9 protein-coding genes are annotated in these 12,169 nt (G+C 69.7%); 4 read left to right on the forward strand and 5 right to left on the reverse strand.

Annotated features, from left to right (window positions below):
• Window positions 1-211: 211 nt before the first annotated feature.
• The 5 genes from ACZ4WS_RS40885 to ACZ4WS_RS40905 all read right to left on the reverse strand — a co-directional run bounded on the left by ACZ4WS_RS40885 (window position 212) and on the right by ACZ4WS_RS40905 (window position 5,634).
• Window positions 212-664: a heat shock protein transcriptional repressor HspR gene (locus tag ACZ4WS_RS40885; protein ID WP_467988259.1), complete on the reverse strand. Its 453-nt coding sequence runs from the start codon at window positions 662-664 to the stop codon at window positions 212-214.
• Window positions 665-671: 7 nt separating this feature from the next.
• Window positions 672-1,853, reverse strand: coding sequence for a molecular chaperone DnaJ (dnaJ, locus tag ACZ4WS_RS40890; protein WP_467988260.1), 1,182 nt, complete (start codon window positions 1,851-1,853; stop codon window positions 672-674).
• Window positions 1,854-1,886: 33 nt separating this feature from the next.
• Window positions 1,887-2,540 (reverse strand): nucleotide exchange factor GrpE, encoded by a 654-nt coding sequence (gene grpE, locus ACZ4WS_RS40895; protein ID WP_467988261.1) that lies wholly within the window; start codon window positions 2,538-2,540, stop codon window positions 1,887-1,889.
• A complete protein-coding gene (gene dnaK / locus ACZ4WS_RS40900) occupies window positions 2,537-4,381 on the reverse strand; it encodes a molecular chaperone DnaK (protein WP_467988262.1) in 1,845 nt (614 codons plus the stop codon). The genes grpE and dnaK overlap by 4 nt, the downstream gene beginning before the upstream one ends.
• A 224-nt stretch (window positions 4,382-4,605) precedes the next feature.
• Window positions 4,606-5,634: an MraY family glycosyltransferase gene (locus tag ACZ4WS_RS40905; protein ID WP_467988263.1), complete on the reverse strand. Its 1,029-nt coding sequence runs from the start codon at window positions 5,632-5,634 to the stop codon at window positions 4,606-4,608.
• Window positions 5,635-5,876: 242 nt separating this feature from the next.
• On the opposite strand from ACZ4WS_RS40905, the gene ACZ4WS_RS40910 reads away from it, so the two are divergent.
• The 4 genes from ACZ4WS_RS40910 to ACZ4WS_RS40925 all read left to right on the forward strand — a co-directional run bounded on the left by ACZ4WS_RS40910 (window position 5,877) and on the right by ACZ4WS_RS40925 (window position 12,091).
• On the forward strand, window positions 5,877-8,144 hold the full coding sequence (locus ACZ4WS_RS40910; protein ID WP_467988265.1) for a (Fe-S)-binding protein: 2,268 nt from the start codon (window positions 5,877-5,879) through the stop codon (window positions 8,142-8,144).
• A 189-nt stretch (window positions 8,145-8,333) separates the two neighbouring features.
• On the forward strand, window positions 8,334-8,561 hold the full coding sequence (locus ACZ4WS_RS40915; RefSeq protein ID WP_467988383.1) for a hypothetical protein: 228 nt from the start codon (window positions 8,334-8,336) through the stop codon (window positions 8,559-8,561).
• 275 nt (window positions 8,562-8,836) lie between these two features.
• Window positions 8,837-10,105, forward strand: coding sequence for a glycosyltransferase 87 family protein (locus ACZ4WS_RS40920; protein ID WP_467988266.1), 1,269 nt, complete (start codon window positions 8,837-8,839; stop codon window positions 10,103-10,105).
• Window positions 10,106-10,597: 492 nt separating this feature from the next.
• Complete coding sequence (locus ACZ4WS_RS40925) at window positions 10,598-12,091, forward strand: FG-GAP-like repeat-containing protein (protein ID WP_467988267.1); 1,494 nt, start codon at window positions 10,598-10,600, stop codon at window positions 12,089-12,091.
• Window positions 12,092-12,169 lie beyond the last annotated feature (78 nt).

Consider the following 12,169-nt stretch of genomic DNA (forward strand, 5'->3'; position numbering starts at 1 on the left):
GGGGCCGCGCCATGCGCGAGGCCGACCGGGAGCGGGGGGGCAGGAAGAGCTCGCGGGTGTGGGCGGCGGGGCAGGCCCCAGTCACCCCCCCCCCCCCCCCCCCCCCCCTCTTTCCCCCCCCCCCCCCCCCCCCCCCCCCCCCGCCGCCCCCCCCCCCCCCCCCCCCCCCCCCCCCGGGCCCCTTCGCGCAGTTGGGGCAGCAGTCGGGGTGCTACTCCGACGACCGCTTCGGCCGCCACACCACCAGCGCACTCGTCTGCTGGACCTCCTGGTACGGGACCAGGTCACGCCGGTACGAGGCGTGGACCGCGGCCTCGCGCTGCTGCATCGCCGCCGCCGCGCCGTCGAGGGCCGATTCCAGTTCCGCGACGCGGGACTGGAGGGCGGCGACCTGGTTCTCCAGTTCGATGATGCGCTTGATGCCGGCGAGGTTGATGCCCTCGTCCTGCGACAACTGCTGGACGGCGCGCAGCAGTTCGATGTCGCGGGCCGAGTAGCGGCGGCCTCGCCCGGCCGTGCGGTCGGGAGAGACCAGGCCGAGGCGGTCGTACTGGCGGAGGGTCTGCGGGTGCAGGCCGGAAAGTTGGGCCGCCACCGAGATGACGTAGACCGGGGTCTCCTCGGTCAGTTCGTACGGGTTGCGTCGACGGCCGGTTCCATCCATGGCGTCCTCATGCTCCCTTCGCGGCCTGGAACAGCTCCGCCCGCGGGTCCTCGCCCGCGGTCGCCTCGCGATACGCCTCCAGGGCGTCACGAGCCTTGCCCGACACGTCCATGGGGACCATGACCTCGACGGTGACGAGGAGGTCGCCGCGGGTGCCGTCCTTGCGGACCGCGCCCTTGCCGCGGGCGCGCATCGTGCGGCCGTTGGGCGTGCCCGGCGGCAGCTTCAGGGTGACCGGCGGCCCGCCCAGGGTGGGCACGCGCACCTCGCCGCCGAGCGCCGCCTCCGCGAAGGTGACGGGCACGGTGATGGTGAGGTTGTCGCCCTTGCGGCCGAAGACCGGGTGGGCGTCGACATGGACGGTGACGTACAAGTCGCCCGAAGGACCGCCCCGTTCGCCGGGTGCGCCCTTGCCGCGGAGGCGAATCCGCTGGCCGTCGCTCACCCCCGCCGGAATGCGGACCTGCATCGTGCGCGACGACTTGGCGCGGCCGCTGCCGCTGCAGACCTCGCAGGGGTTCTCCGCGATCAGACCGCGGCCCTTGCAGTCCGGGCAGGGGTCGGTCAGCGAGAAGCCGCCGCCCGAGCCGCGGGCCACCTGGCCGGTGCCGACGCACGTCGGGCACACCCGCGGTGTGCCGTTCGCGTCGCCGGTGCCGGAGCAGGCCTTGCAGGGCGCCTGCGAGGTCATCCGCAGCGGGACCGTCGCCCCGTCCACGGCCTCGGTGAAGCTGAGCGTCACCTCGGTGTCGATGTCCTGACCGCGCCGGGGCTGCACACGCGTACCCGTGCCCGCGCCGCCGCGGTTGAACAGGCCCCCGAAGACGTCACCGATGCCACCGCCGAAGCCGCCTCCCGCGCCTTGGCCCTGGGTGCCGCCTCCGAAGAGGTCGCCCAGGTCGAAGTTGAAGGAGCCGCCTCCGGCGCCGGGTCCGGGACGGAAGCCGCCGTTGCCGAAGAGAGCGCGTGCCTCGTCGTACTCCTTGCGCTTCTTGGGGTCGCCGAGGACGTCGTTCGCCTCGGAGATCTCCTTGAAGCGCTCCTCGGCCTTGGCATTGCCCTTGTTGGCGTCCGGGTGGAACTCGCGGGCGAGCTTCCGGTACGCCTTCTTGATCTCGGCCTCGGTGGCGTCCTTGGGGACGCCGAGGACCTTGTAGAAGTCCTTCTCGATGAAGTCCTTGGTGCTCATCCTCGACGTCCCTCCTCTCTCATCGATGCAACGTCAGCCCTCGTCCGGGCCACCGTTCTCCTTGTCGTCGGCCGCCTCGGCCTCGTCGGCCTTGACGGTCTGCGCCCCCGGCTGGGGCTCGGCGACGGCCACCCGCGCGGGGCGGATGGTGCGCTCGCCGATGCGATACCCCGGCTGCAGAATCGCCACGCACGTCGTCTCCGTGACGTCGGGCGCGTACGAGTGCATCAGGGCCTCGTGGATCGTCGGGTCGAAGGGCTCGCCCTCCTTGCCGAAATGCTGGAGCCCCATCTTCGCCGCGACGGTCTCGAGCGACTCGGCCACCGACTTGAAGCCGCCGACCAGTTCGCCGTGGTCCCGTGCGCGGGCGATGTTGTCGAGCACGGGCAGGAGCTCGGTCAGGAGGTTCGCGATGGCGATCTCCTTGACCGCGATCCGGTCGCGCTCGACCCGACGGCGGTAGTTCTGGTACTCGGCCTGGAGCCGCTGGAGGTCCGCCGTGCGCTCACCGAGCGCCGTACGTACCTGGTCCAGCTGGGCCGTCAGGCCCGCCGTCTGGGCTGCTGTTGCCGCGTCCCCGGCCGGGGCCGCCCCCTCCGTGGGGGCGGCCTTCGGCTCGGCGTCGTCAGGGGTGGCGCCGGAGGGGACGTCAGGCTTCTCTTCGAAACCCGGGGTCTCCTCCGTCACGCGGCACCGTCCTTACGGTCCTCGTCGACGATCTCGGCGTCGACGACGTCGTCGTCGGCCTTCGGGGCCTCGGCGCCGGGAGCGTCGCCGCCCGCGGCCTGCGCGGCCTGGGCGTCGGCGTACATGGCCTGGCCCAGCTTCTGCGAGACGGCGGCGACCTTCTCGGTCGCGGTGCGGATCTCGGCGGTGTCCTCGCCCTTGAGCGCGGCCTTCAGCTCCTCGATGGACGCCTCGACCTCGGTCTTGACGTCACCCGGGACCTTGTCCTCGTTGTCCTTGAGGAACTTCTCCGTCTGGTAGACGAGCTGCTCGCCCTGGTTGCGGGTCTCGGCGGCCTCGCGGCGGGCGTGGTCCTCCTCCGCGTACTTCTCGGCCTCTTCGCGCATCCGGTTGACCTCGTCCTTCGGCAGCGAGGAGCCGCCGGTGACGGTCATCTTCTGCTCCTTGCCGGTGCCGAGGTCCTTGGCCGTGACGTGCATGATGCCGTTGGCGTCGATGTCGAAGGCGACCTCGATCTGCGGGACACCACGCGGGGCCGGCGGCAGACCGGTCAGCTCGAACATCCCGAGCTTCTTGTTGTACGCCGCGATCTCGCGCTCGCCCTGGTAGACCTGGATCTGCACGGAGGGCTGGTTGTCCTCGGCCGTGGTGAAGATCTCGGACCGCTTGGTCGGGATCGTCGTGTTCCGGTCGATGAGCTTCGTCATGATGCCGCCCTTGGTTTCGATACCGAGGGACAGCGGGGTGACGTCGAGGAGCAGGACGTCCTTGACCTCACCCTTGAGGACGCCGGCCTGCAGGGCGGCGCCGATGGCGACGACCTCGTCCGGGTTCACGCCCTTGTTGGCCTCATTGCCACCGGTCAGCTCCTTGACGAGCTCGGCGACGGCCGGCATGCGGGTGGAGCCACCGACGAGAACGACGTGGTCGATCTCGGAGAGGTTGATGCCCGCGTCCTTGATGACGTTGTGGAACGGCGTCTTGCAGCGCTCCAGAAGGTCGGCGGTGAGCTGCTGGAACTGGGCGCGCGTGAGCTTCTCGTCCAGGTGCAGCGGGCCCTCGGCGGACGCCGTGATGTAGGGCAGGTTGATCGAGGTCTCGGTGGACGAGGACAGCTCGATCTTGGCCTTCTCGGCGGCCTCGCGGAGGCGCTGGAGGGCCATCTTGTCCTTGGACAGGTCCACGCCGTGACCGGACTGGAACTGCTTCACCAGGTAGTCGACGACACGCTGGTCCCAGTCGTCACCACCGAGGTGGTTGTCACCGTTGGTGGCCTTCACCTCGACGACGCCGTCGCCGATCTCCAGCAGGGACACGTCGAACGTGCCGCCGCCGAGGTCGAAGACGAGGATGGTCTGGTCGTCCTTGTCGAGGCCGTAGGCCAGGGCGGCGGCCGTCGGCTCGTTGACAATGCGCAGGACGTTCAGACCGGCGATCTCGCCGGCCTCCTTCGTCGCCTGACGCTCGGAGTCGTTGAAGTACGCGGGAACGGTGATGACCGCGTCCGTGACCTTCTCACCCAGGTAGGCCTCGGCGTCGCGCTTCAGCTTCTGCAGGATGAAGGCGCTCATCTGCTGCGGGTTGAACTGCTTCCCGTCGAGCTCGATCTTCCAGTCCGTGCCCATGTGACGCTTCACGGACCGAATCGTCCGGTCCACGTTCGTGACCGCCTGGCGCTTGGCGACCTCGCCGACGAGCACCTCACCATTCTTGGCGAAGGCGACGACGGACGGCGTGGTCCTGGCGCCCTCGGCGTTGGTGATGACGGTGGGCTCGCCGCCCTCCAGAACGCTGACGACGGAGTTAGTCGTGCCCAGGTCGATGCCGACCGCACGTGCCATTTCAATTCCTCCAGCAATGACTTGAGTGGAACGGACTCAAGTGTGCACGACGCCCGCCGCTCGGTCAACAGAGCTGAGTCGGGGTGGCTCAACTCTTATCTATTGCTTACGCGCAGGTGGGGTCTGAGCTGGGGTGATTCTCAGCCCGTCCGACCGCTGGAGATCTTTAGCCCGTCCGGCTGCTGGAGATCTTTCAGCCCGTCCGGCGTTTACGGACGAGCGCGTCAGCGCGATACGGGGGTCTGGGGGTGGAGCCCCAGGTGACGATGGGGGTCCCCCCGCTCGAGCGAAGCCGAGAGTGGCGGAGGGTAGGGGCGGCGGGGGCGAGAAACCCGACGCGCACGCCCCCCGACCACCACCAGCCCCACACCCCCCGCCACCCACCACGCGGCACCCCCGCCCACCCACCCCAGATCGACGAGCAACCCGACCAGCGCACAGCCGAACGCCGCGACCCCGATCACGACCACGACGCCGCGCCCGGTCAGCCCGAGCCGCCGCAGCCGGTGCGCGAGATGCCCGCCACGACGCCGGGCCACGAGCGCGAGATCGGCGACCGCGACCGCCGCCAGCGAGAAGAGGGCGGCGGCACTCGCCCCCGGCTCCCGCCCGGCATGCACCAGCACCCCCGCAGACGCGAGCACGAACCCGGCGAACAGCGCACCACACCGCCCCGCCACGATCCGGGCCGGAGGCCAGCCCTGCATCAGGAACCCGGTGAGCGCCGCGGCCAGCACGCTCAGCAGCGCCGCGAGCCCGTCCATCACCTCGGCGGCAGCACCCCCGCTCAGCGCGAAGGCGGTGACGACCCCGACGGTCCCCATCACACCGTCGGCATGATCGAGAGAGGCGAAGGCGTGTGTGACGAACACGACCCACGCGACGGCCAGCAGCCCGGCCGGGAGTCCGAGTTCGTCGTACGGCACGGTCAGCGCGGCCCCGCCGCTCACGACGGCCACCTGAACCGCGGGCGGCAAGGACCACAGGTCGGCGACCAGCCCGAGCACCGCGACCCCGATCCCGACGACCAGCAGCCGCCCGGCCTCCGGCCCCAGCGGAGCGACGTCCGTCCAGTCCCCCACCCCGGCGACGAACCCGGTCGCCGCGACCACCGCCACCCCGCCCAGCAGCGGCACCTTCCGCACCCGCCGCCGCTCGACCACCCCGAAGCGCAGGGCGAACATCCGCAGCAGCGCGGCGAACACGGCGGCGAGGAGCAGGGCGGCGGTGGCGGCGGCGATTCCGTACAACACGTCGCTAATTTAGGCGCAAATGTCACGATATGGTGCGAATAACACGATCGGCTTTACGAGTCGATCCGCCGGTCCGGGACCTGGGGAGTCAGGGAAGCCTCAGCGACGCAGATCACCGCACCGCTGGCTACAGTGCGGCGAGAGAAGTGGGTAGTCTCAGACGGACTGCATAAGTTACCGCTTAGTAATCACCTTCGAGGTCACACTCGGAGCAACACCTCGCAGGCCCGAGGAGCCCCCAAATGCAACTCGCCGCGATCATTGTGTCGCTGGTCCTGACCGTGGTCGGCGTTGCGCTGCTCGCCCGCGCCATCGGCCAGTTCGTCGCGTACTTCAAGATCGGCCAGCCGGTACCCGCCGGCGCCCGGACCGACAACCCCTATCAGCGCAGTGTGACGCTGGTCAGGGAGTTCCTCGGCCACACGCGCATGAACCGGTGGGGCATCGTCGGCTTCGCCCACTGGTTCGTGGCAGTCGGCTTCCTGACGCTCCCGCCGACCCTGGCGCAGGCGTTCGGTCAGCTCTTCAAGGCCGACTGGGTGCTGCCGCTCATCGGCGACTTCCTGCCGTTCGAGATGTACACCGAGTTCATCGGCGTGATGACCGTCCTCGGCATCGTCGTCCTGATGGCGATCCGGCTGCTCAGCCTGCCCTCCCGGGCCGGCCGCAAGTCCCGCTTCACGGGCTCCAAGGCCGGACAGGCGTACTTCGTCGAGTACGTCATCCTCACCATCGGCCTGGCCATCTACGTGCTGCGCGGCCTGGAGGGCGCGATCCACCACGTGGAGGGCTACGAGGCTGGCTACTTCGCCTCGTACCCGCTGGTCCTGGCCTTCAAGGGCCTGAGCGTCTCCGCGCTGCAGAACCTGGTCTACCTGGTCGCGATGATCAAGATCGGCACCTCGTTCATCTGGATGATCGTGGTCTCGCTGAACACCAACATGGGTGTCGCCTGGCACCGTTTCCTCGCCTTCCCGAACATCTGGTTCAAGCGGAACGCGACCGGTGAGACCGCCCTCGGCGCGCTGCTCCCCATGACCTCCGGCGGCAAGGCCATCGACTTCACCGACCCCGGTGAAGACGACGTCTTCGGTGTCTCCCAGGTCGAGCAGTTCTCCTGGAAGGGCCTGCTGGACTTCTCCACGTGCACCGAGTGCGGTCGCTGCCAGTCGCAGTGCCCCGCCTGGAACACGGGCAAGCCGCTCTCCCCGAAGCTGCTGATCATGTCCCTCCGGGACCACGCGCACGCCAAGGCGCCGTACCTGCTCGCCGGTGGCGGCAAGGACATGGAGGGCAACGAGAAGGCTTCGGCCGAGGCCCTGAAGGACGTGCCCGCCGCCGCCCTCGCGGAGGCCGAGCGCCCCCTCATCGGCACCGTCGAGGAGAACGGCGTCATCGACCCCGACGTCCTGTGGTCCTGCACCACCTGCGGCGCCTGTGTCGAGCAGTGCCCGGTCGACATCGAGCACATCGACCACATCGTCGACATGCGCCGCTACCAGGTGATGATCGAGAGCGCGTTCCCGTCCGAGGCGGGCACGATGCTCAAGAACCTGGAGAAGAAGGGCAACCCCTGGGGTCTGGCCAAGAAGCAGCGCCTGGAGTGGACGAAGGAAGTCGACTTCGAGATCCCGGTCGTCGGACGTGACATCGAGGACCTGACCGAGGTCGAGTACCTGTACTGGGTCGGCTGCGCCGGCGCCCTGGAGGACCGCGCCAAGAAGACCACGAAGGCCTTCGCCGAGCTGCTGCACATGGCGGGCGTCAAGTTCGCGATCATGGGCGGCGACGAGAAGTGCACAGGTGACTCCCCGCGCCGTCTCGGCAACGAGCCCCTGTTCCAGGAACTCGCCATGGAGAACGTGGCAGCCCTGAACATGGCGTTCGGTGAGGATGACGAGGACGAGTCGACCAAGAAGCCGAGGTCGGCGAAGAAGATCGTTGCCACCTGCCCGCACTGCCTCAACACCATCGGCAACGAGTACCCGCAGCTCGGCGGCGACTACGAGGTCATCCACCACACCCAGCTGCTCCAGCACCTCATCGACGAGGGCAAGCTGCTCCCGGTCACCCCGGTCGAGGGTCTGATCACCTACCACGACCCGTGCTACCTGGGCCGCCACAACAAGATCTACACGCCCCCGCGCGAGATCATGTCCGCCGTCCCGGGCCTGCGTCAGCAGGAAATGCACCGCCACAAGGAGCGCGGCTTCTGCTGTGGCGCCGGTGGCGCGCGGATGTGGATGGAGGAGCGGATCGGCAAGCGCATCAACAACGAGCGCGTGGACGAGGCCCTGTCCCTCAACCCCGACATCGTGTCGACCGCCTGCCCGTTCTGCCTCGTCATGCTGACCGACTCGGTCAACGGCAAGAAGAACGACGGCAAGGCCAAGGAGTCCATCCAGGTCGTCGACGTCGCCCAGCTCCTGCTCGACTCCGTCAAGACGCCGGTCGACCCGGCGGGCGAGGCGGAGACGGAGAGCGCGCCGGAGCCGGAGCCGGTGAAGTAACCGGCCACCGGCCCGATCGGTACGACCGACGCCCCCTGCTCCCACCGGGCAGGGGGCGTCGCCGTTCCCGGTCCGTTCAAGTGGTCCAGCCTTCGGCCACGGCTCTCGGCGACGCGGAGGGCGACGTGGAGTGCGACGTGGAGGGCCTCGGTCAGGCGCTCGGCGAGGAAGCGGAGCTCTCCCGGTGGGGTGTCCGGGCGGGCCGGGCATGTCCGGCCCCAGCGTGGCCAGGGCCAGTTCGCGGCGCCGCTCGCGCTGTTCGTGAGCGGTGACGTACGGGCGTACGGCCACGGTGACGGTGCCGTCGAGCGGGGTGTCCAGCCCGTACGGGCTACGGCGGGCGGGAAGCGCCACGGCTCGCGGCCATGGCGGGAGAAGCAGCAGCGGTTCCAGCTTCGGGCCCCGGCGAGGAACTGACGCACCGCCAGGAGAAGTCACGCAACAACTAACGTTCAAGCCCGCCGAACGGGCGAAAAGTGCCGAAGCCGCGCCACGCGCCGGTACCCCGAAGCGGTGGCTGCCCTAGGGTTCCCGTGGCCTTTCGCCATCCTTTGACCTGAAACATCCGACGCCGTTGGCCTCGAACAGGGGCCTCCACGTGCCAGTTGCGCCGTCTCACGTCCGGCCCGGGACGTCCGCCGCCTGACGAGGTGCCGCCATATGCGGCGCGCGACACGGAGGAAAGGAAACTCATGATCGGCCACCAACGGGACCTGGGACGACAAGCAGGGCCGCTCCTGGAGTGGGGGATCAGCAGACTGCTGTTGCTGATGCTGGTGTTCGGCCTGATCCCCATGGCGGGCGTGGACTGGAACGACGGCGAAATCGCCATCTACCAAGGGTGGCTGCACAGCTTTCAGTCCTGGAGCTACCCGGTGGGAGACGTCACCTGGCAGTACCCTCCGGGCATGTCTCTGGCGGTCCTGGCGCCCGCGCTGCTACCGGGGCTCACCTACAAGCAGGCTTTCGTCCTGGTCACCTTCCTGGTCGACGCCGCCGTGTTCGCCGCGCTGGTGCGCACCGGCCGTCGGCCCGGGCGCAGCGTGATGGGCGCGTGGGTCTGGACGATCGGCATCCCACTGCTCGGGTCGATGCCCTATGCGCGCCTGGACATCACGGTCACGGGCATCTGCGTGGCCGCTCTGCTCTGGCTGCCCACCCGTGCCGGCGTCGGGGGCGCCCTGGCCGGCGTCGGGGCAAGCATGAAGCTCTGGCCCCTGCTTGTGCTGCTGGGGGTCGGGTCAAAAGTCGCCATGCGCACGGCATGGAAGCGTGCTCTGGGAATCGCCGCCGGTATCTGCCTGGCGCTCGGCTCCGTCCTGGCCGGGGCGTGGTCCTTCCTCTCCGGGCAGCGGGACCGCGGTCTCCAGATCGAGTCGTTCGGCGCGCTGCCCTTTCACGTGGCACGCCACTTCGGCTGGCCGGGAGAGGTGACGATGGCCTATGGCGCAATGCAGTTCACGGGGCCATACGTGGAACTCACGGCCCACGCACTCCTGGTCCTGAACGTCCTGGGGCTTGCCTGGCTGGTGTGGTTGAGGTTGCGGCTTCCGGCGAGCTTCTTCACCGGCGCCGCTCCCTCCGTCCTGGGCCTTGCGGCCGTGTTGCTCTGCATCTTCACCAGCCGGGTGTTCAGCCCCCAGTTCATGATCTGGGCCGTCGGGCTCGCCGCCGTCGGCACCAGCTGGCGCACCTCCGGGATTCGGGTTCCGGCCCGCATGATCCTCGCGGCGTGCGGTTTCACCTTGGTCCTCTACCCGTTTACCTACTGGAACCTCATCAACGGCACCTGGTCCGCCGTCGTCACCCTGGCCGTCCGCGACGCGCTGCTGGTAGCCGCCGCGGTGCTCCTTCTGCGCCGGCTCCGCACCGCGGCCGCCGCGGCGGGCACTTCGCCGGATCAGGCCGATGGGCTGGTGCCACGGCCACAGACGGCGGACGAGGTCGCGGCCGTCGGCTGAAGCCATGGTCGAGCGATCCCGGGGGACGCCGTCAGTCCCGTCCGGTGCCCGGTGGCGCCCCTGGTGTGCTGCGCCGGAAATTCGTCGGTAACCGCTTGGCCATCGAGGCCCGCGACCAGTGGGTTGCGTTCGCCGGCGTCTGTTCCAGCGTCGCCACGACCACGTCCTCGACCTGGTCCAGGGTGACCGACGGCGGGGGGGGGGGGGGCTGCCCCCCCCCCCCCCCCCCCCCCCCCCCCCCCCCCCCCCGCTCCAGGAACCGGCCCCGCCACAAGGCGCAGCACACTGGCCCCGACGCCGCACCAACCCCGCTCAACCCGCCAATCTCAAAGATTTACCGAACTCACGTACAACCCCCACCCCCCACCAACGGTCTCCTGTTCGCCGATCACCCCGCGAACCCCAGGACAACTCCAGGCAAACGCGAGTGATCCGCACCCCATCGACTGTGGATGTCCGCCAGACATCCCCGCATGCCGCAGGAGAACCCGCATGCCCAAGAACAACCGGCACCACCTGCGACTCGCCCTCGCGACGGCCACCGCGGCCGCGCTGACGGGCGGTCTGCTCACGATCTCGGCCGTGTCGGCGACGGCCGCGGACTCCTTCAAGGTCCCGCAGGCCGACTTCAACGGAGACGGAATCGGCGACGTCGTCGCCTCGGCCAACACCGCCTATGTGAATGGCCGTTCGGGCGCCGGTCAGGTCGTCGTGCTCTACGGCACCAGCACCGGCGTATCGTCCGCCAAGCGCTCCACGATCAGCCAGAACACCACCGGCGTCCCGGGCACCGCCGAGGCCGGGGACGGCTTCGGCGGCGAGACGGCGTACGCCGACTTCAACGGCGACGGCTACGACGACCTCGCCGTCGGCACCCCGTGGGAGAAGGTCGGCACCGACACCAACGGCGGCGGCCTCGCCATCCTCTGGGGCTCCGCGAGCGGCCTCACCGGCAAGGGCATCGACGTCCCGGACCCGGCCGCCTCCTCGCACGACTACTGGGGCAAGGACCTGGCCGCGGGCGACTTCGACGGCGACGGCAAGGCCGACCTGGCCGTCGGCAGCTCGTCCAGCACCATCTACGTCTACAAGGGCGGCTTCACGACCGCCGGCACGCCGGGCGGCCGTACGACCATCAAGCCCCCGATCATCACGGGCACCAACGACTACCCGTACGGCCCGATGAGCCTCACCGCCGGTGATGTGAACGGCGACGGCCGCACCGACCTCGTGGTCGACGGCTACGAGACGCAGACCACCGACGGCTGGAACACCAACTACTTCGTGCCCGGCACCGCGAGCGGTCTGAGCGTCGCGTCCGCCCAGGCCCTCAAGCCCGGCATCGTCACCGGCATCGGCGACATCAACGGCGACGGCTACGGCGACATCGTCAGCGGCGCCGGCTGGGACAGCAAGACCAGCGACGGCACGACCGTCCCGGACTCCGCCGACGGCGGCAAGGTGAACATCACCTATGGCTCCGCGTCCGGTCCCGCCTCGACCGCCGGCATCACCCAGAACACCGGCAGCGTGCCCGGCACCTCGGAGAAGGGCGACAGCTTCGGCTGGGACCTGGACCTGGGCGACGTCAACGGCGACGGCTACCAGGACGTGGTCATCTCCACCCCGAACGAGGACATCGGCGGCGTCACCAACACCGGCATGGTCACCGTCCTGTACGGCTCGGCGAGCGGCGTCGACACCGCCACCGGCACCCAGGCCTTCGCCCAGAGCACGGCGGGCGTCCCCGGCAACGACGAGAAGAGCGACCTCTTCGGCGCGGACGTGAAGCTCGACGACGTCACCGGCGACGGCAAGGCCGACCTGCTCGTCGGCTCGTACGAGAACAGCGGCAACGGCGCGGTGACCTACCTGCCCTCCGACGGCACGAAGATCACCACGACCGGCTCCCGCACCATCTCCCCGAGCACCTCGGGCGTCTCGACGACGGGCTCGCCGCAGTTCGGCGCCCTCTTCGCCGACTGACCCGCCCCTCCTTCCTTACGTCCTCTCTATGTGCCGGGGCCGCCTCCGCGGGCCCGGCTTCCCCCCTGGAGCCCCCGT

The sequence above is a fragment of the Streptomyces sp. NPDC029292 genome, assembly GCF_055569295.1.